Here is a 24,463-nt window from a genome sequence, read left to right as displayed (position 1 = left end):
AGAGGTATAATTAGTACGACTGTACAAATATTATAATCCAACAAAACTGCTCTAAAAGCGACTTTTATAGTTTATCTCTTTCGGTTATCTAATGGTTTTGCTACTCTTACAGGTGTTATATATTGTTAGGCATGGTACTTTTTTTAATCGGTATTAACTTTTTATATGTTAAGCACCTCCAAATCCATTCCAATGGTCCAATTTTAAAATAGGTCAGCCAAATTTTGCTTAATATTACTTGAAAAACAAAAACTAAAATAGCTATAGTAAGGGTTTGAGATGGACTTAACGTTTCGTATAATTTAAATCCGACTGATGTGAATAAAATCACTCCGATAAAACTTTGCATTATGTAATTTGTCAAAGCCATTCTACCTGCATATTTTAACGGTGACAAAATTTTTCTCCATTTCGTGTTATACCAAAGCCAACCAATAAACCATAAATAAAAGGATCCCATTATTACATCTGATATTACCATTAATTTGATTAATAACGTTCTAAAAAGCTCAATTTTAAAAATTTCGAGTTTGATAAATACGAACAAAAACAGAATTCTGTAGATGTTTGTAATGATTGTTGTTAGAAGTACGGGGAACTTTATTTGTTTAATGAAAGACTCTAATGATTCATATATCTTATTTTTTCCAAGATAGAGTCCGAGTAAGAACATTGACAAGGCAATTGGGGCTAAAAAAACAAACAATACTGGGATGTTTGCAAGATATTCCAACAATCTTAATTTTACTCCTTGTTGATAAGTTCCGTTTTTGATAATTTGGTTTACGGTTTCTCCTGTGTAATTACTTAAATAAGTTTCAGGTTGAAAATTTAAAAATTTAAACAAGTATTCAAAAACTTGGTCATAAAAAGGAAAGAAGAGAAAAATTGCAGCTAAAATGAGAATCAATTTATTAGATTTCTTTATGAATATCGTGGTCAAAAGTCCAAGAATAGCATAAATATTTAAAACATCTCCTGACCATAAAAATATGATATGCAATGCTCCAAATATGAACAAAAAGAACATTCTTCTCGTAAAAAATGAAGATGAAAGTTTGTTCTTTTCAAACAACTTTAAAGCCTGCATTGAAATTCCCAATCCGAAAAGTAATGAAAAAATCGGGAAGAATTTTGTATAGAAAAAGAGTTGTAAAACCCTCTCGGTTATTTGGTCAATATTAGAAGTCCATTGTTTTGCAAATTCGTCTTGATTAAGAAAAGTCGAATTCATTATAATAATATTTACCACAAAAATACCCAGAATGGCAAATCCACGATAAACATCTAATAAGTCAATTCGGTTTTTTACTTTGGTTGGTTGATCGTTCAATTCAAGTTTTAGTTTTTTTGTCCGTATTCTTCCTAACTCGTTATACACGTATAAAAATACACAATATACCTGTGTATTTTGCTGATAAGAGAAGTTTTTTTCCTATTTAAAGTTTATTTTTAAATAACAAAAAGAACCGCTTGCAAGCCTACCACAAAACCAGAAAATCCACTACCACTAAAACAACAAAGCCGCTCTAAATCGCCTTGTACAATGAATCTTTTAAGGTTATTTGGGAGTTGTGCAACGGTTACCATTGTTACCACATGTTTTTTTATTCAATTGTCAATAGTCTAATTGTTTGATAAACAAATAATAAAATTACTGGACTTGAAAGGCTGATTAAAAGTATTTTTTTGTTTAAAAAATTCCATTTTGTCCAATGTTTAATTGTTCTTCCAATTACCGCTATTCCCAATCCGAGTGATATTAGTTTTGCAGGAATAAAAAACATAAAATTGAAGCTAAAATTATGTGGCGCATATCCTTCTTTAATTCCGAATAATGGTTCTCGAAAGTAATTTATAAATAGGGTAATAGTCAGCAATAAAATGCTTGTCAATGACATTCTGAAAGTCCATTTTATTTTTCTATTCATATGAGTAATTTAACTAAATATAGCCCAAAGCATTGACATTACAGCGTCAAATGTGCTTTGTTCTTTTTTTGGTTCACAATACTTTTTAGATAAGTATTTCAGCGATTTTTTATTCCATTTGAATTTTGAGAATGACATATCTTAACAATAAAAAGCAAAATTAGAATTGATACAGTCTTTTTCATTTTTGGTTTATAAATTATATCTAACTCGTTATATCCGTATAAAAATACACAATATTCCTGTTAATACTCCGGATATGAAGAATAAATAGTACGACTGTACAAATATTATAATCCAACAAAACTGCTCTAAAAGCGACTTTTTTACTTTTTAGTGCTTTACTATTTTATAAGTATAGTTAGCACCCGAAGTTGTTGTTAGATGCACTATGTACGTACCCAAGCTGTACGCTTGCATATCTATTTCTTTTTGCCCCTCTATTAGGGTACCTTTTGCTACAGTTTGTCCTAATAGGTTGGTTATGGTATACTCGGTAAGGTTTAAAGCGCTGTCTATAGTAACCTTATCAGTGGTAGGGTTAGGATATAAACGTATTGTAGGTTGTTCAAATTCAGGAGTAGTTAGTGGTGTATCTACACAAATACCTATTACTTCTACCGGAGTTAAACTATTGGTATAGGTACCATTTCCATAGGTCCCGTAAGTGTTGTCTCCCCATGCCCAAACGCTACCGTCTTCTTTTACTGCTATGGTAGGAGCATATAATTTGGTTATAACAGACACCCAATCAGCATCGGTACCTATTTGTACTGGTAATGGCTGATTTATAGTGGTACCATCTCCCAATTCTCCTTCGGTATTAAAGCCCCATGCCCATAAAGTACCATCACTTTTTACCCCAAAAGATGCATTTGGGTCTGCCGTAAAAGAGCGCCAAGTATCTGTACCTATTTGTGCGGGAGTAGCCACATCAACATAATTTTGTCCTACACCCATGGCATCATAAGCGCCACCCCAAACCCACAAGGTACCATCAGTTTTTTGTGCTAATACATGATGTCCGCCTAAACAAACCTTTGCCCAATCGGTATCTGTATTTAATTGTGTAGGTAAGGTGTAAGAAGTAACACTAGAACCCGCGTATAACATATAACCAGTATTAGCTCCCCACCCCCAAACGGTACCATTATTCTTAATAGCAATAGCCGTTCTGCTTGCATCAACAGCTATCGATGCCCAATCGGTATCGGTACCCACTTGTGTAGGTGTAGGTTGTGCCATAGGTGTTGTACCATTCCCCATTTGTCCTTGATCGCCTTGGCCCCATGCCCAAATGGTACCATTAGCACGTAACCCTACCGTAAAAAAATAAGCGCCACGCACATCTACCCAATCGGTATAAGAAGTCACTTGTTGAAAACTTGTATAATAATCTTGTGCAGATGATCCAACTCCTAAGCACCCATATGAATTGCCACCTACGCCCCACAAACTACCATCTTGCTTTACGCCAAAGGTGGTTATTAAGCCATTATAGGCAGATACCCAATTATTCATAGTTCCTATTTGAACAGGACTACTAGGATTGTTCATAGCGGCATTTGCTAATTGCCCCCATCCACCATAGCCCCAACCCCAAAGGGTACCATCAGTCTTTACGGTTACTACATGCCCTCCTAAGCGTAATTCGCTAAAGCACTGCCCATGCATGTAGCCTATTATTAAAATAAAAGTTAAATTAAGTAATTGTTTTTTCATGATTGATGCGTTGTTTTTAGATTGATGATACTTCATAATAAATGTGAAAATTATTACAAAATATCAATAAATGTAATAAAAAACTTTCAAAAATCTTAATCCAACAATTCAAACACCTCATATAATCCTGTAAACTTGTTAAAACAATAGATTTTTGCTAAGTATTCATATTTAGAGGTTTTGTAAGTTTTCCGCGAAGATCATTTATCTGGTAGTAATAATGCTACTAAATACAAGTTTAATTTCTATCTTGCTATAGCCTATGAAACATTTCAACATAAAAAGCTACTTCTTGGCTATTCTAGTCACCATAGTAATGGTGTTGCTCATTCTTAGAAAAGATTGTTCGGGAGATAGCTGTATGGTTAATGTAATAGGCTTGGTATATTTAATACTCTGGGTAGTGTGTTATATACCTTGGTTATTTATAGTCGTAAAAAAACTAAAACTTACCTTTTACACAGAGCGTGTACTGTTTTTTCTACCAAGTATTTTGGCTACTATTGTACTGGTGTTTTTAAGCAAGTTTATTACTGAAATTAATCTGAAAATAGGACTCATTGGTATATTACCACATACCTTACTTCAGCTATTATTTTTCTTATACTATAGAAAAAAAGTAAAACAATAGAATACATCTATACTTAAAAAGGTAATTAACCAAAAGCTTCAAGTGAAAAACTTTATCTTTATTCCCATAAGCTATCATTAAAATGAATGTAATAGACGCGATTGCTAAAAGCGAATATAAAGAGGTAGTAGAAGTTTGGGAGGCTTCGGTACGTGCTACACATAGTTTTCTTAAAGAAGTAGATATAGCCTATTTCAAACCCCTAATTTTAAATACCTATTTAGATGCAGTTGATCTAAAATGTGTTAGAAATAATAACGGCAAAATAGTGGGATTTATAGGGGTAGCAAACCAAAACTTGGAAATGCTATTTATACACCCTAACGATAGAGGAAAAGGAATAGGAAAAACGCTTTTAGCCTATTCTATTAAAAATTTAAACGTAACCAAAGTAGATGTAAATGAACAGAATGAACAAGCCGTAGGTTTTTATAAGCATTGCGGATTTGAGGTTATAAATCGTTCTGAATTAGATGCTACTGGCAAACCCTACCCTATCTTACACATGGAATTAAAGAAATAATTAAAAGTTGCAATAGTAGTATTTGTACAGATTCTTTGGGATAATCAAATATGATATACCTTGGTGAAGATTAACCTCATTAATAAAGAACATAACTACGTTTATTCATTTATTCCACTAGTTTTAATACTCTTTATTCGTTATCTTTCATACTAGCTTCAGAAAAGTGAAGATGAAACCAAAAAAGGTCTTAAAAGAAAATATAAAACTACAAATATGCTACATTCATCATCAAAGAACATTCAAAAAATAACCCCTTATTTATGGGTTGAGAAAGATGCTAAAGCGGTGGCTGAATACTATCTGTCCATCTTTAAAAATGGTAAGCTGCTAGATTATAAACAATTTAATAGCGAAGAAAGTGGGAATGATGCCGGAATAGAAACCGCAGTTATAGAAATTGAAGGAATGGAGTTTAGCATATTAGCAGCCGGACCCTTATTTAAATTTAACGAGGCGGTATCGTTTGTTATCAATACAAAAAACCAATCAGAAACCGATTATTATTGGGAAGCTCTTACAACCAATGGCGGTGCAGAAGGCGTTTGCGGGTGGTGTAAAGACAAGTACGGATTATCATGGCAGGTGATTCCAACAGAATATTATGAGCTTATACATAGCAGTAACCCTAACGTTAGGGAAAAGGCCATGAAAAACACCTTAAAACAGAAAAAGATTATACTTTCGGAACTTAAGTAAGTTGGGGTAATGGCTATGTACTTTTTGATAATGAAGTAAATACAGCTATTGTTTTATGGGCGGCGTGAAAATCTATACTCACAAAGTATTATATTTGAGATATACAAATAATAAACAAGAGCTCCTCTTATCCGGAACATAACATGGAATATAGAGTATATTTATCCTAATATAACGAGTTGCCAGTAATTTGAAAAAAACAGCATATTTAGATAACAACATTTTCGTTGACATTGAACAAAATTCATTGTCAACTACGGATTTATTGGAAAATATTGACAAAAACATAACTGACTTCTTTTATTCTGCTTCTCATCTTCAAGAAGCAAATGAAATTACTGCAAAAACAAAATCTGAACTGAATAATAGACTTGAAAAACGTTTTCAAACAATATCAAGTGTTACAAATAACAACTATCTATTTCAGGAATTACCATCAAACAAAGTCCATAAACTAAAAGAAAAACCAAGTGTTGTTTTTAACACAATAAACGATGTTCCTTTTGCGCAAAATATGATGAAAGGAATGATGAATACCGTAAGCGAAACACAAAAAGCGGAATTTAGAAAACAACTAAATATTGACCCAATCCGAATTAACAATTATTCGCCTAAAGAAGTTATTGAGCAAATCAATTCTAAAAGCGACTTAATGGGCGGATTTTCACTCGTGGGTATGATTGAAAAAGCAATTGAGTTTCATCCTCAAGGAAAAGAAATGGGACTGCATAATAGATTTGCTGGAATTTTCGAGATGTTAGATATGGTTGGATATTGGAAAGACAAACACAATGAAAAATCAAATTACGCTCGACTTTGGGATGCAAGTCACAGTCATTTTTCGAGCTATTGCGACTATTTTATTTGCAATGATAAGAGAACAAGAAATAAAGCCAAGGCCGTATTTGAGATTTATGGAATAGAAACAAAAGTTTTAGACTCGAAAGGAAATGAATAAAAAACTACTGGCAACAATGTATAACCGCAATTACGGCGGATTCGACTACGTCCGAATCCACTCGGAATTGCCAACATAAGTGCTAAACTGAAAGTTATTAACTTTAAAACCGTAACTGACGGTTATAAGAGACAGGTGTAAGCAATGCAAAAAAACTATGAATGAAATAAAACTTTTACATGGTACATTAGGGGGATTTGCCAAGTACTTCTATCAAATAAAGGATAATCTTGAAATCTGGAGTTTTGACGAAAAAACTGGTATAGGCTTTTTTAAAAAATATACGGGACACTATGCACACGTTGAATTAAAAATATGCAAATTGGATAAAGAATATAGACGAAATAATGTTGAATATTTAATTAACGAAAATCAACTTCCTCAACAGCTTAGGATTGAAATTGAAAAAACTTTAAACTTCTTTATTAGCTATGTAGAGGCTTTAAAAGGAGAGGAAGTTTCATTAGGATTTAAAATAACGGATGCTACTTATCATAAGGTTGATACAAGAAGAAGAGATGTTATTATTGGAACCATTTATGCACTATTAAACTGTTTCGGAAAAAAAATTGGAGGAATACAAGAAGATGACGTGGAATTAATTCAAAAACTAAAAACAGAATCTCTTAAGAAGAAATAATAAAAACTAGCTACAACACCGGAAACCGTTTCACAACTCCCAAATAACAGCAATGTAAAGCTTACCGCACTCACTAAATGCGAATAGCTTGTGCAACGGCGTGATGCTGCTTGTTTTGTTAAATTACTTTTTATGGTTGTCCGTAAAATAGACACACGTAAAGTGTTATATTTATAAGGTGTAAGTAAATAATAAACATAGGCTCCTCTTATCTGGGAAATAACATTAAATATAGTGTATGTTTATCCATATATAACGAGTTGTGTAGCATTTAAGAAATGAAGAACATAGGAATAATATTGATAACCATTTTTGCTTTGAGTTGTAACAACCAAACAAATCATAAACCGACTGAAAAAGTGGACATTAAATACGTCAGTTCAAATTATAAAAATGAGACCGAAGGAATAATTGAGTTCAGTCGAATTGTAAAAGACAACTCGAACCTGAATTTGATAGAAGGAGAAATAAGTTTTGATGAAAATTACAACACACTTCAGAAGATAACTAATAAAAGAATAGTATCGGAATCTGAATTGGACTCAATAAAATCTTCCCTAAAAATTAAAGGTTACCGAAAGAGTTTTGACAATATTGGAAAAATCATTTTTGTACAAATGCAACCAAAAAATGAAAATGATTTACAAGTCTTAGACTTACGTCATTCTATTGAAGAAAAGATTCACGAAAAACTGAATAGTAATGGATTAGGAGAATGGATAGCAGGCGATTTAGGTCCAGGTGGAGCAAATATGCTGTTTGAAGTTACTGAATGGGAAAAGTCTATACAATTGATTATGGACATTCTTAATCAAGAAAGCCTTTTAGACAAAAGTTTAATAATGAAAAGATTGAATACTGCAGAAGACGATTGGAATTATGAAATCATATATCCAATAGATTATAACGGAGTATTTAATCAAATGTAAAAACGCTACACAATCGAGTAGACGGCTCCGCCAGTAGCTGACGAAGTGCGCCTCTCACACCACCGTACGTACGGGTCGCGTATACGTCGGTTCAAAAATGATACTAACCCTTATATTATGTTAGCATACTTAAATAACCTCTCTTCTTTAATTTGGATTGCGTTATTGTCGTTCGTAGAATTGGACTTTGAGCTACTGGCCAACCTCCCATATTGGTTCTACTCTATGCATAGGCTTACTTAATGTCACAACGGCATCATTTCTCCAAAATCATATAATCACCTCAAAAAACACTAAAAAATGAGCCGATTAGTAGTTTTAATTGGCTCATTTGCTATTACAGAGAAGTATTTTTGTTCTCATACTCCTCGATTAAAGCTCCCAAAATTGATAATTCACTATAAAGCATATTACCCCCTAAAAACATCAAAGCCGCTCTAGAGCGGCTTGTATCATAGATTTTTTAATTGTTTAAAACTTGGCTTTCCTTATTAAAGTTGACTTCCATTTTCTTTAATCCAGTTGGTTAAATATTCCATACAAATTTGGTCTATATTGGTTCTGTCTGCTCCATTCCAATACCATTGTACAGTATCATCATTCAAATCTTCTTTGGCATAGTATAGCGAGTAGAAATCATATATTTTACGGTGGTAATCAAGAGCAATACACAGGTCTTTAATTTCTCTTAGGGTTTTGAGTAAATCTCTATTATCATTCAGTACTTCCGTAGCCAAATAAGTCACATAATCAACAACTACTTTATCCCGATTTGTGAAGTCAAGATTAAGTTCTTCAAATACCTTGTCGGTTAATTCTTTTAATTCGAATTGGTTGTATGGTTTTTCAATTCCAGCAAGTTCTACTAAATGTTCTGTGTCATATCCTATCATCATCATATCTACAGCCCAAGTAGACCATTTTTCGTCAACGTCTTGATTCAAATGTTTCCCAAGAATAATTTCGTATGTAGATTCTACTGGTTTCATCTTATGTGCCATAATGGTTGTGTATAACCACCAGTTAAAGGATTAAAGTTAGTGATTTTCGGTTAAGAACTGGCGGTAGCAATTCAGAGTAGATTCGGACGAAGTCGAAGCCGCCGTAATTGTGGTTACCATTGATTGTGTGCCGTTTTTATTCTTTTTTTTGTTTAAGTTTTAATTCAAATTCACTAGCAATTACTTCAATCACATGGTCATAAGTATGAAAAATATAATGTTCGTGTGAACTCTTTAATTTAAAATTCTGCGAACTTTTAGAAAATTCGTTTATTCTATCAGAGTCAAAAACTTTTTCAAAACTGGAAGTATATTCTATGTCAGAATAAAAGTCCAATTCCACCATTTTAAACTCCAAAATTTCCTTAAAAGTCAGTTCGTATGTAATCCACTTTTCGTTTTTTACGTTTTCACAAAGCGAACCATTAAAATCCCCTATCAGTTTTACAGAGTGAGTTCCCTTAAATTCAATTCCATCAAGAAATATGGCATCTCTTCCGTAAACTTTTCCTAATTCTTCAATTATTATTGGTTCGTTCATTTTTTTCAAATGGCTTACAACTCCTTATACTAGCATAAAAATACACAATATTCATGTTTATGCCCCAGAGAAGAATAAGTTTTATTCCTTACTTAAAGTTAAAAGAGATTGTAGATTAACCCCACAAAAAAACCTCCACACCTTTGGTGTGGAGGTTCTATAGCTAGTGGAGAAGATGGGACTATCCAAAAGCTCCAAAATCGTGTGTTTACAAGGGTTTAAAAAGAGCTAAAATTAAGAGGTCACCGAATAGCCCCCTTTTTAACAAAGTTTAACAATTTTAACATAGTTGAAGCTTCTAAACAAAGCTGTTTGAACTATAAAATTATCCAACCATCTTTTACAAAAGTTAATTGAGCATCCTTTATAAACGATTTCCAATCCGTTTTTTCAGTAGCCTTATAATTTGTTAGCTCAAATACATAAACTTGAGGATTTGCCATATTTGGTCGGTATAACCAAAATCTGAATCTCTTTACTTTAGGGTTATCAGACAAAAATTTAAGTTCCTCTAAACTTCCAATATTTAAACTGATTACATTCAAGATATCTGGATAAAACAATCCTTTTTCGAAAATCATATTGTAATCTGAATTTGAATCAAAAAGCTCGACAAATTGAAATTTGCCAAATCTTATTTTGTTACCAGTGTTTGTTATTTCTCCAACAAATTTTGAATACTGTTTCTTTGTATACTCTTTTTTAAAAAGTTCTTGAGCCCAATAATCCTCTTGCTCCCCCTGATTAGTAAAAGGAGGACTTAATTGAATAGAAGAATTAACCTCAACTTCAGTAGTTTTATAAACAGAACTACAGCTTAATGTTAACACCCAAACTAAAATCACATATAAACATCGCATCTTAAGTCAATTTTACTTCAAATTTATTGAAACCAAATTTTTATAAAAGCTCAAATGAGTGAATGGTATGCCTTGGTTAGGGAAATAGCTTTATTAAACCAGATAAAAGTCTAAATTCTAAAAAATCCTTCCTACAAAAAAGAATGATTTTTCACTTGTTTATAGCTAGATGCTATTTTGCTACAAGGAGTAAACAAGCAGGAATACACAGGTGTGTCATCAGGAAACAAGCGGTAAACAACCTCAATACCCTTTTTTATAAAACTTATACAAACTATAAAACAATAAACTATGTTTTTTAAAAATAATTTTATTCTTTATTAGCTCCAAGCCTTTTAACATCAAATTTTTAAGTTCATTTTATTTAGCATAGTTTGGTGATTTTTAAATTGCCCATGAAAAAAAAAGAGGCTTAAAAAGTCTTTTGGCTTCAAAAAAATGACGACTTTAACATTTTCGAAAAAGTGCTGATTTTCAAAATTCTTACAAAATAAAATCTGAATTTGACTTAGATTCCTAAACGAACATTAAACTGCTTTAAGCTCCAGACCAACATCCATACCGTTAAAACAACAAAGCCGCTCTAAAGCGACTAGTATAGTTTATCTCTTACAGTGATTTGTGCTATAACTACCGTTGTTGGCTGACTTTATTATTTATTTTTTCAATCCAATTTTCCTCAAATTTATCCACTACAGTGTCTTTATTTTGTCCAGGATAAATTGCCGGATAAATATGTCTGAAGGTAAATCTATTTTGTTCTTCAGTTCTAAATTCTTGGAAATTTCCTTTTTCAGTTTGACTATACATTATAAATTCTGTAGTATCCATCATTTGTTCCTTTCTACCATATAACGTTTTGCTTAAAAAATCGATTCTTGAATCATGATTGAAATCATACAATTCTAATTCAAAACCCGTTTTAAATCTTCCAAAATAACTCTCGCTTTTTGTCTTTAAATCATAAATCAATTGATAATTAACCGAACATGCCAATCCTGAGCAAGGCTCATTGGTAAGTACAAAACCCAGGAGAGAATCTGATTCGTAAAATTTGATTTGTCTCACAGTGTTTGCAAAATTCACGCTATCCACATTTTCTCCCCAAGTATTATTCAATGTAACTTTTTCTGATGTATTTACTTTTGTTCCATTGATTATAATTTCTAGTGCGTTATCTTTTTCCGACCATTTGATATCATTCTCAGCAAGTCTAATATTAAATCTTTTATTCGGGTAATATGTGTTATTAAAAATCAGAGTTGGTTCATTCTTTCTAGATTCTAGATATTCAGAAATTATAGTACCGTAATTTACCTTTTTCGCTAAGTCTGTTTTAGGTTTAGTTTTGTTCTCATTGGAACAGCTGAAAATTAAAATTAATATAAATGTAAGTTTAATTAAGGTTTTCATTTAATGATAGGTAAATTGTTATATGAGTATAAAAATACACAACATTCCTGTTTATTCTCTGAAAAAGAGTACCCTTATTTCTTACTTAAAGTTAAAAAAGGCAGTAGATTAACCCCACAAAAAAACCTCCAACCAAAGGTGCAGAGGTTTTATATGTTGTGGAGAAGATGGGAGTCGAACCCACGACCTCTTGACTGCCAGTCAAGCGCTCTAGCCAGCTGAGCTACATCCCCTAATATTTTTTCACCGAGAGCACCAAGAGTGGTGTTGTACAGTGAAAATCACGTTTCAATATTACATTTTTTTCTAATAACTTCGAAAAAAAACCACGCTTTCTTCTAAATACACACAACATTTCTGGGTTAACTAACTGAATATGTTGTAATACCCCCTGAAAAGTAGTAGCACTTTCGGCATGTGAAACCCCTGTACTCAACTCTTTTAGTCCGCTATCTATTACTAGATCCTCCTCGTTATAGCCCGGCGTTTTCACCAAAAGTAGTTCTACACTAGCATTGTACTTCTCTTTAATTTCTTTCAGCGGCACTAGTTTGCTACGGTTTTTTACAATACCCGATTTAAATGCGGTAAGTATAGACGTTATTGGGTGGTGTTCATAATCTTCTGGTACAATAAGGGTAGGTATATCGGTTTGTTTAATAATACTTCCAGTAGTTTTTCCTAAGTACACCTCATCACGTATATCGGTACTTTTAGGTTCAATTACAATTAAATCTACCCACAATTCTTCACTAATTTTCTTGATAGCCTCTAAAACGCCTCCTTCATAGGTTAGTATTTTTATTTGTACCCCTTTAGCATCTACCGCCTTTATAAGCTCTTCTAACTGGTATACGGTATTTTTACCAACTACCTCATGCATGTTAGATGTCATACCCATGGTTGCCAAAACTGTGTAGGCTTGCATTACATATACATCGCAGAAAAAATCGGCAGCAAAATCTACCGCATACTGCAATGTTTTTAACGCATTGGGAGATGTCCCCACAGGAACCAGGATGTTTTTCATAATTGGTTAGTTTTCTTTAAAAATAGGATTTTATTTTTAATTATCAAGAAGTCAGCAAGATATCATAATGTAAACATTGTAAACTGTTGCTTACCATAGCACCACTCCCCTCATCATGTTGAACTGGATTCAACATCTCACTAACAGCTCAAAACTCACTCAGATGGGATCCTTAACTAAATTCAGGATGACGCAAAACTCCCTACAAACAACTAATGTTGAACTGGATTCAACATCTCACTAACAGCTCAAAACTCACTCAGATGGGATCCTTAATCAAGTTCAGGATGACGCACGACTCTCAACAAAAAATCAGCCTACGTCATGTTGAACTAGATGCAACATCTCACTAGTAACTCAAAAAACTTACTCAGATGGGATCCTGAACTAAATTCAGGAGGACGCAAAACTCCCTACAAACAACTACCCCTCGTCATGTTAAACTTGATTCAACATCTCACTAGTAGCTCATAAACTCACTCAGATGGGAGCCTGAACTTAATTCAGGATGACGCAAAAACCCCTACAAACAACTGCCCTACGTCATGTTGAACTTGATTCAACATCTCACTAGTAACTTAAAAAACTTACTCGGATGGGATCCTGAATCGAGTTCAGGATGACGCAAAACTCCCTACAAACAACTATACCTCGTCATGTTGAACTGAATGCAACATCTCACTAGCAGCTCAAAAAACTTACTCAGATGAGATACTGAACTAAATTCAGGATGACGGGACACTCTCAACAAAAATCACCCTACGTCATGTTGCACTGGATGCAACATCTCACTAGTAGCTCAAAAAACTTACTCGGATGAGATCCTGAATTAAATTCAGGATGACGGAACACACTCAACAAAAAACTACCCCTCGTCATGTTGAACTTGATTCAACATCTCACTAGTAGCTCAAAAACTTACTCAGATGAGATCCTGAATCGAGTTCAGAATGACGGGATGTGCATTCATTCTAAAATTTAAAAATAATCCCGACCTTTGCAGGCATGACGAAAAACAGTACTACCAAAGTCAGCTTCTGGGAAATAAACAAGCTTGCACTACCTGCTATTTTTGCAGGTATAGCAGAACCTCTTATTTCCATAACCGATGTTGCGGTATTGGGTAATGTTAAAGAAAACTCTGTAGAAGCTTTGGCGGCTGCGGGTATTGTTGGTTCGTTTTTATCGGCACTTATTTGGATTCTAGCACAGACCAAAACGGCCATTTCTGCAATGGTTTCTAAACACCTTGGCGAAAACCGATTACATGCCGTAAAAACCTTGGTTCCGCAGGTTATAGGGTTAAACCTGTTACTTAGCCTGCTCCTATTGGTAATTACTACCGCAGGATCGCACTTTATTTTTTCAACCATTTTTGAAGCCGAAGGAAAAATTCTAGCCTATGCTGAAAGCTATTATTTTATTAGGGCTTTGGGCTATCCGCTTACTTTGGTAACCTTTGCTATATTTGGCGTATTTAGGGGTATGCAAAATACCCTATGGGCTATGATATGTAGCTTGGTGGGCGCTGCTGTAAATATTGGGTTAGATTTTACCTTGGTATATGGTATTGATGGTTTCATACCGGCTATGCATTTGCAAGGGGCTGCTATTGCTAGTGTTATAGCGCAGCTTACCATGCTTTTCATGGCTATTTTATTTTATACTTATAAAACTCCATTTGGTTTTAAAATTAGCAAAACCATTAATCCTAATTTACGGGCATTGCTTATTATGAGTGGTAACTTATTTATTAGAACCTTCTTTTTAAATGTTGCCATGGTAGTAGCCAGCAGATTAGCCACGGTGTACGGTAAAAATAGTATTGCAGCACAAAGTATCTTAATGAACATTTGGCTGTTTTTCTCTTTCTTTATTGATGGCTATGCCAATGCTGGTAATGCTATTTCAGGAAAACTTTTAGGGCAAAAGGCATACAAAAAACTATGGTTTTTAAGTATTGATATTTGTAAATACGCCATCACTATAGCCTGTATTCTTATTGCTATTTGTGTGGTGCTATATAACCAAATAGGCTTACTGTTTAATAAAGATGAAGGAGTACTAGCCGCCTTCTACTCTGTGTTTTGGATGGTATTACTCATGCAGCCTATCAACTCCATAGCCTTTATGTTTGACGGTATTTTTAAAGGATTAGGAGAAGCTAAATTTTTAAGAAACTTATTAATTGTTGCTACCCTTTTTGGCTTTATACCCGTAGTTACCATTACACACTATACGGGTTTAGAACTCTACGGTATTTGGATAGCCTTTACCGTTTGGATGCTGATAAGGTCTATTGGTCCTGTATTAAAATTTAGAAGTAAGTATTTACACACTTCTACATAATTTGTTATTTTTGGGGAAGACCCAAAACTATTATAATGACACAAGGTACCATTACAACCGTTGTTACTAACAAAATTGCTACCATTACTTTTGGCCATCCTGCTAGTAATTCGTTTCCTTCTGCTATGTTGAAAGAGCTTACCAAAGCCATTGAAAAAGTTTCTAACGATAAAACTATTACCGCGCTAGTACTACAAAGTGCAGGTGAAAAAGCCTTCTGTGCTGGTGCTTCGTTTGATGAACTTTTAGAAATTAAAAACATGGAAGAGGGCATTGCTTTTTTTAGTGGCTTTGCCAATGTATTAAATGCTATGCGTAGTTGTACCAAACTTATTATTGGTAGAGTACAAGGTAAAACTGTTGGCGGCGGTGTTGGACTTGTAGCAGCCTGTGATTATGTAATGGCTACCGAAAGTGCCCAGATAAAACTTTCTGAATTTAGTATAGGCATTGGTCCGTTTGTAATTGCGCCTGCCGTAGAACGCAAAATAGGTAAAACAGCTTTGGCAGATTTAACCTTAAATGCTCAAGATTGGAAATCGGCACAATGGGCTTTAAAGAAAGGTCTTTACACGCAAGTTTTTGAATCTATTAAAGATGTAGATACCGCTTTACTACAATTAACCGATAAATTAACAACATATAATCCGGCGGCATTAAGAGCCATGAAACATACTTTATGGGAGGGCACTGAAAATTGGGAAGAATTATTATTTGATAATGCAGAAATTTCAGGAAGATTAGTACTTTCGCCTTTTACTAAAGAAGCTTTAGCTTCATTTAAAAATAAGAAGTAAAATGAACTTGTTAATTACCTTATTTCAGCAACCTGATATTGAAGAAAAAATAAAAAATGCACCCGACAACTCTTATGTCATCGGGGTGCTAATTGGGTATTTATTACCTTTAATTGTATTGGCTGCTTTTGCGTATCTTATGTTTTCGTATTTTAAAAACAAACGAAAAGAATAAACTACCTAAGCAAGCTCAAACCATTATTATGTAAACAAAGCGTTTACCTTGTTTTAAGCCAACCGGTAATACTTAACCTTGGTTGCTTAACAGGTTTTACTTCGTGCTCTAAAATCTGACTTTCAAATATAACCACACGCCCAGGAAGCGGGTAAAACACCTTTTCTTCTTCTACTCTATTGTCATTGGTATAAATAACCAATTCACCTCCGTATTCAGGTTTCCAATCTTCTTCATTCAAATAACAAACAATAGACAGTTTTCGTCTATCATCATTCTGAAACGTATCTAAATGTCGTTTGTAAAAAGTACCTTCAGGGTACAACGCATAGTGAAACTCTTTAAACAAAATACCCATAAAACAGGTACGGTTCATATACGATATAAAATCGTTTATACGGTTAAAAAAGGTAGTTTCTGCGGCATTGGCTTCTGCTTCGTTCAGCCATAAAATAAAATCACCACGTACCGATTTTACAATACTTTCATTTACACGGTTGCCAATAGCAGCCTTTTTAAAAGCATCTTCTTCGTATTTATCCTGCAATGAAGCGCGCAACTGCACTACTTCTTCCGGAGTAAAAAAATCTTCTACAACACTATACTGTTGGTTAAGTAAGTCTGTAATAACCTTCTCGTAGAGTGGATTTTCAACGAAATCCAATTGCTCATACAATTCTGTTGTTAACAATGTTTGGTTACAAAAAATAAGTGCGCAAATGTATATTATTTAAGGTTATGTTTTTTAGTACCTTTGTTTTTTATTGTAAAAAAATGGATGCAACTAACCAATTACGCACCGTTAACGTAACGCGTTATATTTTAGCCCTGAGAGAAGGCGGTTCTTTACCCGCCTTAGCAGATGCCGATGACGGCTTTAAATATGTGGTTAAATTTAGAGGTGCAGGCCATTTAGAAAAAGCCTTAATTGCAGAATTACTAGGAGGTGAAATTGCCCGATTAATGGGCTTTAAAGTACCTGAACTTGTATATGCAGAATTAGACCCAGCATTTGGAAGAACAGAAGGAGATGAAGAAATTCAGGATTTATTACAAGGAAGTCAAGGACTAAACCTTGCATTACATTTTCTATCGGGCGCTATTAATTTTGACCCTTTAGTTACTGAAGTAGATGCTCAAACAGCCTCTGAAATTGTATGGTTAGATGCTTTTATAACCAATGTAGACCGTACCTTTAAAAATACCAACATGCTTATGTGGCATAAAGAGTTATGGTTGATAGATCATGGTGCATCTTTCTTTTTTCATCACTCATGGGTAAACTGGGAAAAACATGCGTTAAGTCCGTTTACTTATATAAAAGACCATGTATTGCTACCACAAGCCACTATGCTAGACAAGGCTAATACCAAATTTAAAAGTATTCTTACCGAAGAAGCACTTAGAAACATTGTAAACTTGATACCCGATACTTGGTTAATTTCGCCTGACGGATCTGAAAGTCCGGAAAGTATGCGCGAGGTATATGCACAATTTTTAATTCGACGAATAGCTAATTCAGAAATTTTTGTAAAAGAAGCTCAAGATGCCAGAAAAGTACTTATATGAATATGCCGTAATACGAATTGTGCCTAAGGTTGAAAGAGAAGAATTTATTAACGCAGGTATTATTCTATTCTGTAAGCGTGCAAAATATTTGGCGGTACAATATGCGCTACATTCCGAAAAAATACTGCTCTTTGATAAAGAAGCTGATGTGGAGGTATTTGAGCAAAACTTAGCGTCTTTTGTAAAAGTTTGTAACGGTACTCATGGCGGCCGAATTGGAGCGATGGATTTAGCAGACAGATTCCGATGGCTTACTGCTGTTAGAAGCTCTTGCATACAAACCTCCAGACCACATCCCGGCTTTAGTAACAATTTAGAAGAAACGCTGAACCAGCTGTTTGAAGGATTAGTAAGCTAAAAGGTATAACACCACATCCTGAATCAAGTTCAACATGACGAGGATTAGTTGTTTGTTGAGAGCATAGCGTCATCCTGAACTTGATTAACTCCGTTGAATCTTCGATTTCAGGATCCCATCTGAGTGAGTTTATGAGCCACTTGTGAGATGTTGAAACCAGTTTAACATGACGAGGGTGGTTATATATAGAGAGTGTTCCGTCATCCTGAATTTAGTTCAGGATCTCATTGGAGTAAGTTTATGAGCCACTTGTGAGATGTTGAATCAAGTTCAACATGACGAGGGTGTTTATATATAGAGAGTATTCCGTCATCCTGAACTTGGTGAACTCCGTTGAATCTTCGATTTCAGGATCCCATCTGAGTGAGTTTATGAGCCACTTGTGAGATGTTGAATCAAGTTCAACATGACGAGGGTGTTTATATATAGTGTTCCGTCATCCTGAACTTGATTCAGGATCCCATCTGAGTAAGTTTATGAGCTAATAGTGAAGTACGGAGTTTCTATAACATAAAAACATCATCAATGATTTAAAGACATAGGATTAATATTATTCCGTACCTTTGCCAGCAAATATTTTATAACATGAGTACTATTAGAATTACCAAACAATTTAGCTTTGAAACCGGACATGCACTTTACGGATATGATGGAAAATGTAAAAATGTTCATGGCCATAGCTATAAACTTTCCGTTACAGTAATTGGTAATCCTATAACCGATACTTCTAATGTAAAATATGGAATGGTAATAGATTTTGGTGATCTTAAAAAAATAGTTACTGAAGAAATTGTAGACGTATTTGACCATGCTACGGTATTTAACAAAAATACGCCTCATGTAGAATTAGCAGAAGAATTAGCCAAAAGAGATCACAATGTATTGTTGGTAGATTACCAACCTACCAGTGAAATGATGGTGATAGATTTTGCTAAAAAAATTGGAGATAGACTCCCAGAAAACATAAAACTATTCTCTTTACGCTTACAAGAAACCGACTCATCATATGCTGAATGGTTTGCTAGCGATAATGCATAAATAGCACACTTAGGCTAACCGAAAACAAAATTAAAACAAGTAGTTTAAAATTTTTAGCGTAAATAGTATCTTAGCCCTTATTAAAAAAGAATTATGCAATTACCCGAAGGTAAAAAAGTATATTTTGCGTCCGACAATCATTTAGGAGCTCCAAATAAAGCGGACAGTCTACAAAGAGAGCATACGTTTGTAAAGTGGCTAGATGAAATTAAAGAAGATGCAGCTGCAATTTTTCTACTTGGCGACTTATTCGATTTTTGGTTTGAATATAAAACAGTAGTACCAAAGGGTTTTGTACGTGTATTGGGCAAGTTAGCTGAAATCTCCGATTCGGGTATTCCTATTCACTTTTTTGTAGGCAACCATGATTTATGGATGAATGGTTATTTTGAAGAAGAACTCAACATACCTGTATACCACAAACCAAAAGTATTTGAATTTAACAACACTTCTTTTTTTATAGGTCATGGAGACGGATTAGGTCCAGGTGACAAAGGCTATAAAAGAATGAAAAAAGTGTTTACCAATCCGTTTTCTAAATGGTTATTTAGATGGTTGCACCCAGATATTGGAGTACGTATGGCACAATACTTATCGGTTAAAAACAAACTGATTAGTGGTGATGATGACGTTGTGTTTTTAGGAGAAGATAACGAATGGCTGGTTCAGTATTGCAAACGCAAATTAGAAACCAACCATTATGATTATTTTGTTTTTGGACACCGCCATTTACCTATGGAAATTGACCTGAAAAAAAATTCTAAATATTTAAATTTAGGTGATTGGATAGGCTATTACACCTATGCTGTTTTTGATGGCACCACCCTAGAACTGAAAAAATACGAACTTTAAAAATCATATTTACGCTCTATAGCAAAGCGTAGTAAATCGGTTTTACCATGTACGTTTATTTTACGTAGAATATTTCTTCTATGCGTATCTACAGTACTTTTGCTTATAAAAAGTACATCGGCAATTTCCGAGGAAGTCTTACCTTGTCCAATGAGCACTAATATCTCCTTTTCTCGTTTACTTAAAATTATTTTTTCATCAGATTTCTCTGCCCCAATAATAATTTTATCATCAAAAAATTGGTTCCCTTCGTTTACGGTAAAAATAGCATTCAATAAGGTTTTTAATGAAGAGTTTTTCATTACATAACCAGACGCCCCGGCTGCCTTCATTTGTGAAATAGCTTCCGGTTGGTCAAACATACTAAAGGCTATTATTTTCACATCAGGATATTCTTCACTAATTCTTTGTGCAGCAGTAATACCATCACATTTCGGCATTCTAATATCAGTAATTACCATATCTGGACGCAACTTTGCTACCAGCTCTATAAGTCCTTCTCCGTCGTTAGCTTCTCCAACTACACTAATTTCATTTTCATATTCCAACGATAATTTTACGCCATCTATTAACGCCTGATGGTCTTCGGCTATAACTATTCGTATCATAACGGAATATCAATTATTATGGTAGTCCCTTTATTCTCTGAAGAATCAATAGTAAAGGTTCCCCCCAGTTGCTCTACTTTCTTTTCAATGTTTTTTAATCCAATACCGGAATTCTCTTTGTTCATTACTTTAGGATCAAATCCTTTTCCGTTATCTTCAATAATTACGTTTAGTTGGTGCGTATCGTGCTGTGTAAGGTAAATATTCACCTCATTAGCTCCTGAGTGTTTTATAATGTTAGAACAAAGCTCTTGTATCATTCTAAACAGTGTAATTTCTAAGTTACTTTCCAATCGGTTACTTAATCCAAACGGAATTACATTAAACTGTAACTCATTAATAACACTCATCTTTTCGGCCATTTTTTTCACAGCCGTTAATAATCCTTCTTTACCAACTACACCTAAATTCTTCAAATGCGAAATATTACGCACTTGCACATATGTTTCGTTAATTAACTCCTCTGTCTTTTCAAAAAGTCTTCTGGAGTTCTCATCATGTATTTCTCGTTTTCCTAAGGTATTAAAATTTAATTTTAATGCCGATAGTAAACTTCCTAAGTTATCATGCAAATCATTCGCAATTCGTTGACGCTCTTTTTCTTGACTTTCTAACATCACGTCAATCTCATGCAATTCTTGCTCTCTAAGCATGGTTTGCATTTTTTGTACCTGAATAGCTTTTTCTTGTTCTGCTATTTTACGCTTTTTAGTAATAAAAGTATATAACAACACCCCTGTTACTAGCAACAACACCAAAAGAATGCCCGCAGAAACAAGAGAGTAATTTTTAATTTTCACTTCACTTACTAACTTCTGGTTCTCAAGTTCCTTTTCAGCTGTTTTGTACTTGGTCTCAATATCCTTAATGGCTCTCTTTTGATCTTCTAAGTGTAAGGAGTCCATAAAAATCTGCTTCTTTTCATATTCTTCCAAAGCACTTTTATAATCCCCCTTAGCCTTAAACATATTGCCCCTATGTCCATAAATATAAGGTTTCACCAAGCGCTTAAACTTATCCAACTTAGAAGTGTCTGCAGAATGAAAAGCTTCCAACGCTTTTTGATAGTCTCCTTTTTTAGTAAAAATAACTCCTCTATTTATAAAAAGTAAAGCCTGAAAACTCTTTTCATCTTGCTTTTTATAAATTTTCATAGCCTTATCAATCATAACTAAGGCTGAATCTAACTTCATGATAGTATCCTTTGCAAAGGTAGCTCCTAAGCCTTGATATATTCTACCTTCAATAAATTCTTCATCTGTTTGTTGAATTTCAGCTAGTGCCTTTCTAAAATACTTTAAAGATTCAAAGGGATAGTCTGCGTTTAACTCAATACCAAGCCGATGATAAATCTTTCCTAATTTTTTATGATCTTGATTTTTTTCTGCCTCTTCCAGATATTCTTTCACATACAAGCTAATCTCGTCTAGACTATCAGAATTATTAATAAGGACAGAGATAATTGAAAAATTTACCTGATCTAAACTATCTGGTATCTGAAGATTTTTATAAACATCTCTAGACTTCATTAAATAGAACATCTCGCTTGATTGGTCGTTATTAGATCTATATGCCTTTGAAAGTAAATAGAAGTAATTAGCGAGGTCAGTTGAATCTAATTCTGAAGTCTCTATCGACTTTGATTTCTCAATAGCCTCTAGGTAATTGTCGTTTTCTACAAGACTCTCAAAAATTTCGAGGTCAGCTTTTTGTCCATAACACGATATGGCAATGATACCTAGTATCATTGCCATATAAAATTTAATATAAACTGTATTTTCTAGAAAACGCATCCTGCGGTTTTTAGCGGACCTCCATCCCCATCTTTAGGGTAAACCATAGCTTTGTAATCAGCAGAAGAAAGGTTATCTAAAATATTACTTTTAATAAGTGTTAAAACCTCTTCTCCACCATCACCTAATACAAAGTCATCCTCATGAATTGAAATAAAGTGAATGGTATCTGTAACCCCTACCTCAGCTAAATCCACTGAAACACTTAAAGGGTTTTCTACCGTAGTAGACGTATAATCAAATTTACTATTGGTTACCTGTTGTAAAGTAATGGCGTCAGTTTTATAATCGGCCAATTTACCAACCACTTCAGAAGTTACTTTTAAAACTCCTAAAATCACGTAGAAATCTGTTGAACCATCACTCACACTAAGGTTGTAAAACGATTCATACGAGTAACTTCCTCCATGCTTTAAGCTAGGCAACATAGTTTTTACCGTTACCTCTGTATTCGGGACATCTAAATTCCCGCAAACTTGCAAAACTTTCATAATTGTTTATTTATTTTTATTAAGGCTTAAAAAGTATTCCTAACAATATTCCTTTTTTTTCCTCAAATATAAAATACCCAATAGTAGGTATTTTAGGCTGTAACCGTTACTCAGCATACTAAAATCAATAATTTACCTGATAACATCTAAGGAGCGTAACAAACTATTACTATTGCTTGACTCTGATAATGTTATAAAGTTATGATTTTCGTTTAGATTTCAAAACGGGAATCCGTATATTAATCTCTTTTGCCGAATTTCTTCTTGTAATTAACATAGGTGCAAATACACCTATGGAAATAGCCAATAATATAAACAATGTTTTTAAGCCACTATTTACGGTTTCGCGTAACAAACTATTAAACTCTAAAGCGTTTACGTGTCCACTTAATTTTATGACACCCTTCATCGTGTGATAGGCAAAAGAGCCTGGCACCATAGGTATAACGGAAGGTATAGCAAACACAAACGGTGGTGAATGACGCAAATGTGCAGCATAAATACTTAGGAAACCAACCAGAACGGCTCCGCATAAAGTTCCTAAGACTACATTTTCTGTATTTTGTACTAATATCAATTTTAAAGTACCTCCTAAGGCTGCCATTAAAAAAATAGGGAGCAATGTACGTTTAGGCACATTAAATAAAACTGCAAAACCAACCGCTGCAATACCAAACCATATCCAACTTTCTAGTAACACCGATGTATTCATTCCTAAACTAAATTATAAATTAATAATGCAAAAATTAATCCTGAGGCAATAGCAAAAGAAATAGCAAAGCCATTAACTGCACGTACAACCCCGTTTAAAGAATTACCATCTAGAATATCAGAGGTTGAATTGATAAAAGGAATCCCTGGTATTAAATATAAAATAGCGGTAATAAAAGCAATATTCTCATGTTCATAATTAAAAAATTTAGCCACTCCTCCTGTAACTAATGTGGTTACAAAAGCCGCCATAAAAACACCTACATAAGCATTTACTTGCCTTTTCCCCAATTCTTGCTTACAGAACAACCCTGTAAATGATGCTATAAATACAATAGCCATTTCAAAAAAACTACCCCCTGCAAGTCTGCAAAAAGAACTACATGCCAACCCCACTACAGCCAAAATAACCCATCTTGAATAATGTGGCAGCTGTTTTAAGCGCTCCACCTCTTTAGCAGCTTCCTCTAGAGAAACCTGCTCATTAGCTATTTCCCAGCTTAACCTACTAATACCACTTACTACCTTAAAATTAGGCACAAAGCCATAGGTTTGTTTTATTTGATTAAACTCTTGCTGCTCTTCGCTACTAAGGGTTAACATAATTGCCCTATGAGTTATTAGGTAGTCTGCTGTATAACCATAACTTTCTGCTATACGCTTTATGGTTACTCTTACCCTATTGGTATTCGCTCCAGAAGTCATTAATAAGGCTCCTATTTCCAATAATAATGTACCTGTTTGTAAAGGTTCATTTCTATTCATACATCTCAATTTTAGCCATGTATTAATTACCAAATTTGAAGTAGAACTGTTGTGTTAAAAATCAGGTCAAAATTACAAC

Annotated in this window: 27 protein-coding genes and 1 tRNA gene; 13 read left to right on the top strand and 15 right to left on the bottom strand. The window is 34.0% G+C overall.

Annotated features, from left to right (window positions below; all coding sequences use genetic code 11):
* Positions 1-115: 115 nt before the first annotated feature.
* From Y10_RS05590 to Y10_RS05580, 3 genes are all read right to left on the bottom strand, one after another.
* Complete coding sequence (locus Y10_RS05590; RefSeq protein ID WP_281764378.1) at positions 116-1,333, bottom strand: DUF418 domain-containing protein; 1,218 nt, start codon at positions 1,331-1,333, stop codon at positions 116-118.
* Positions 1,334-1,607: 274 nt separating this feature from the next.
* Positions 1,608-1,931 (bottom strand): hypothetical protein, encoded by a 324-nt coding sequence (locus Y10_RS05585; RefSeq protein ID WP_281764377.1) that lies wholly within the window; start codon positions 1,929-1,931, stop codon positions 1,608-1,610.
* A gap of 333 nt (positions 1,932-2,264) precedes the next feature.
* Complete coding sequence (locus Y10_RS05580) at positions 2,265-3,653, bottom strand: T9SS type A sorting domain-containing protein (protein WP_281764376.1); 1,389 nt, start codon at positions 3,651-3,653, stop codon at positions 2,265-2,267.
* Between the two features lie 292 nt (positions 3,654-3,945).
* On the opposite strand from Y10_RS05580, the gene Y10_RS05575 reads away from it, so the two are divergent.
* The 6 genes from Y10_RS05575 to Y10_RS05550 all read left to right on the top strand — a co-directional run bounded on the left by Y10_RS05575 (position 3,946) and on the right by Y10_RS05550 (position 8,033).
* Complete coding sequence (locus tag Y10_RS05575; RefSeq protein WP_281764375.1) at positions 3,946-4,284, top strand: hypothetical protein; 339 nt, start codon at positions 3,946-3,948, stop codon at positions 4,282-4,284.
* A gap of 82 nt (positions 4,285-4,366) precedes the next feature.
* Positions 4,367-4,807: a GNAT family N-acetyltransferase gene (locus tag Y10_RS05570; protein WP_281764374.1), complete on the top strand. Its 441-nt coding sequence runs from the start codon at positions 4,367-4,369 to the stop codon at positions 4,805-4,807.
* Between the two features lie 216 nt (positions 4,808-5,023).
* Positions 5,024-5,506 (top strand): VOC family protein, encoded by a 483-nt coding sequence (locus Y10_RS05565; protein WP_281764373.1) that lies wholly within the window; start codon positions 5,024-5,026, stop codon positions 5,504-5,506.
* 190 nt (positions 5,507-5,696) lie between these two features.
* Entirely contained in the window at positions 5,697-6,464 is a 768-nt protein-coding gene (locus Y10_RS05560) for a hypothetical protein (RefSeq protein WP_281764372.1), read from the top strand.
* A 157-nt stretch (positions 6,465-6,621) separates the two neighbouring features.
* Entirely contained in the window at positions 6,622-7,104 is a 483-nt protein-coding gene (locus Y10_RS05555; protein ID WP_281764371.1) for a hypothetical protein, read from the top strand.
* A 617-nt stretch (positions 7,105-7,721) separates the two neighbouring features.
* Entirely contained in the window at positions 7,722-8,033 is a 312-nt protein-coding gene (locus Y10_RS05550; RefSeq protein WP_281764370.1) for a hypothetical protein, read from the top strand.
* A gap of 491 nt (positions 8,034-8,524) precedes the next feature.
* On the opposite strand, the gene Y10_RS05545 is transcribed toward Y10_RS05550, so the two are convergent.
* The 6 genes from Y10_RS05545 to Y10_RS05520 all read right to left on the bottom strand — a co-directional run bounded on the left by Y10_RS05545 (position 8,525) and on the right by Y10_RS05520 (position 12,878).
* A complete protein-coding gene (locus tag Y10_RS05545) occupies positions 8,525-9,034 on the bottom strand; it encodes a hypothetical protein (RefSeq protein WP_281764369.1) in 510 nt (169 codons plus the stop codon).
* 136 nt (positions 9,035-9,170) lie between these two features.
* Positions 9,171-9,575 (bottom strand): hypothetical protein, encoded by a 405-nt coding sequence (locus Y10_RS05540; protein ID WP_281764368.1) that lies wholly within the window; start codon positions 9,573-9,575, stop codon positions 9,171-9,173.
* A gap of 317 nt (positions 9,576-9,892) precedes the next feature.
* Positions 9,893-10,435, bottom strand: coding sequence for a hypothetical protein (locus Y10_RS05535; protein ID WP_281764367.1), 543 nt, complete (start codon positions 10,433-10,435; stop codon positions 9,893-9,895).
* A 630-nt stretch (positions 10,436-11,065) separates the two neighbouring features.
* Positions 11,066-11,848, bottom strand: a complete 783-nt coding sequence (locus tag Y10_RS05530; RefSeq protein ID WP_281764366.1) for a hypothetical protein — start codon at positions 11,846-11,848, stop codon at positions 11,066-11,068.
* Between the two features lie 159 nt (positions 11,849-12,007).
* Positions 12,008-12,081: transfer RNA gene (locus Y10_RS05525), tRNA-Ala, on the bottom strand.
* Complete coding sequence (locus Y10_RS05520) at positions 12,081-12,878, bottom strand: universal stress protein (protein ID WP_281764365.1); 798 nt, start codon at positions 12,876-12,878, stop codon at positions 12,081-12,083. The genes Y10_RS05525 and Y10_RS05520 overlap by 1 nt, the downstream gene beginning before the upstream one ends.
* Positions 12,879-13,883: 1,005 nt before the next feature.
* Here Y10_RS05520 and Y10_RS05515 point away from each other — a divergent pair.
* From Y10_RS05515 to Y10_RS05505, 3 genes are read left to right on the top strand one after another with little or no spacing between them, the layout of a single operon-like run.
* Positions 13,884-15,227: an MATE family efflux transporter gene (locus tag Y10_RS05515; RefSeq protein ID WP_281764364.1), complete on the top strand. Its 1,344-nt coding sequence runs from the start codon at positions 13,884-13,886 to the stop codon at positions 15,225-15,227.
* Positions 15,228-15,262: 35 nt separating this feature from the next.
* Positions 15,263-16,024, top strand: a complete 762-nt coding sequence (locus tag Y10_RS05510; protein WP_281764363.1) for an enoyl-CoA hydratase/isomerase family protein — start codon at positions 15,263-15,265, stop codon at positions 16,022-16,024.
* 1 nt (position 16,025) lies between these two features.
* Positions 16,026-16,199 carry a hypothetical protein gene (locus Y10_RS05505; RefSeq protein WP_281764362.1) on the top strand — a complete coding sequence of 58 codons (174 nt, stop codon included), beginning with the start codon at positions 16,026-16,028 and terminating at the stop codon, positions 16,197-16,199.
* 43 nt (positions 16,200-16,242) lie between these two features.
* Here Y10_RS05505 and Y10_RS05500 read toward each other — a convergent pair whose 3' ends face one another.
* Entirely contained in the window at positions 16,243-16,890 is a 648-nt protein-coding gene (locus Y10_RS05500) for a 2OG-Fe(II) oxygenase (RefSeq protein WP_281764361.1), read from the bottom strand.
* A gap of 83 nt (positions 16,891-16,973) precedes the next feature.
* On the opposite strand from Y10_RS05500, the gene Y10_RS05495 reads away from it, so the two are divergent.
* The 4 genes from Y10_RS05495 to Y10_RS05480 all read left to right on the top strand — a co-directional run bounded on the left by Y10_RS05495 (position 16,974) and on the right by Y10_RS05480 (position 20,016).
* Positions 16,974-17,768 carry a HipA family kinase gene (locus Y10_RS05495; RefSeq protein WP_281764360.1) on the top strand — a complete coding sequence of 265 codons (795 nt, stop codon included), beginning with the start codon at positions 16,974-16,976 and terminating at the stop codon, positions 17,766-17,768.
* On the top strand, positions 17,746-18,126 hold the full coding sequence (locus Y10_RS05490; RefSeq protein WP_281764359.1) for a DUF3037 domain-containing protein: 381 nt from the start codon (positions 17,746-17,748) through the stop codon (positions 18,124-18,126). The genes Y10_RS05495 and Y10_RS05490 overlap by 23 nt, the downstream gene beginning before the upstream one ends.
* A 585-nt stretch (positions 18,127-18,711) precedes the next feature.
* Entirely contained in the window at positions 18,712-19,164 is a 453-nt protein-coding gene (locus Y10_RS05485) for a 6-pyruvoyl trahydropterin synthase family protein (RefSeq protein ID WP_281764358.1), read from the top strand.
* Positions 19,165-19,257: 93 nt separating this feature from the next.
* Positions 19,258-20,016 carry a UDP-2,3-diacylglucosamine diphosphatase gene (locus Y10_RS05480; protein ID WP_281764357.1) on the top strand — a complete coding sequence of 253 codons (759 nt, stop codon included), beginning with the start codon at positions 19,258-19,260 and terminating at the stop codon, positions 20,014-20,016.
* Here Y10_RS05480 and Y10_RS05475 read toward each other — a convergent pair.
* The 5 genes from Y10_RS05475 to Y10_RS05455 form a co-directional block, all read right to left on the bottom strand.
* The gene (locus tag Y10_RS05475) at positions 20,013-20,624 is read right to left on the bottom strand and encodes a response regulator (RefSeq protein WP_281764356.1); all 612 of its coding nucleotides are present in this window, start codon (positions 20,622-20,624) and stop codon (positions 20,013-20,015) included. The two genes, Y10_RS05480 and Y10_RS05475, sit on opposite strands and share 4 nt — an antisense overlap.
* Entirely contained in the window at positions 20,621-22,378 is a 1,758-nt protein-coding gene (locus Y10_RS05470) for a tetratricopeptide repeat-containing sensor histidine kinase (protein ID WP_281764355.1), read from the bottom strand. The genes Y10_RS05475 and Y10_RS05470 overlap by 4 nt, the downstream gene beginning before the upstream one ends.
* Before the next feature lie 26 nt (positions 22,379-22,404).
* On the bottom strand, positions 22,405-22,908 hold the full coding sequence (locus tag Y10_RS05465) for a hypothetical protein (RefSeq protein ID WP_281764354.1): 504 nt from the start codon (positions 22,906-22,908) through the stop codon (positions 22,405-22,407).
* Positions 22,909-23,107: 199 nt separating this feature from the next.
* Positions 23,108-23,620, bottom strand: a complete 513-nt coding sequence (locus tag Y10_RS05460) for a threonine/serine exporter family protein (protein ID WP_281764353.1) — start codon at positions 23,618-23,620, stop codon at positions 23,108-23,110.
* Positions 23,621-23,622: 2 nt separating this feature from the next.
* Positions 23,623-24,384, bottom strand: coding sequence for a threonine/serine exporter family protein (locus Y10_RS05455; RefSeq protein ID WP_281764352.1), 762 nt, complete (start codon positions 24,382-24,384; stop codon positions 23,623-23,625).
* Between the last annotated feature and the right edge of the window lie 79 nt (positions 24,385-24,463).

Origin of the sequence: Neptunitalea lumnitzerae (genome assembly GCF_027924185.1) — a bacterium.
GTDB classification, from domain to species: domain Bacteria; phylum Bacteroidota; class Bacteroidia; order Flavobacteriales; family Flavobacteriaceae; genus Neptunitalea; species Neptunitalea lumnitzerae.
The sequence above is the reverse complement of the archived record's forward strand: the minus strand, read 5'-3'. Positions and strand labels throughout refer to the sequence as shown.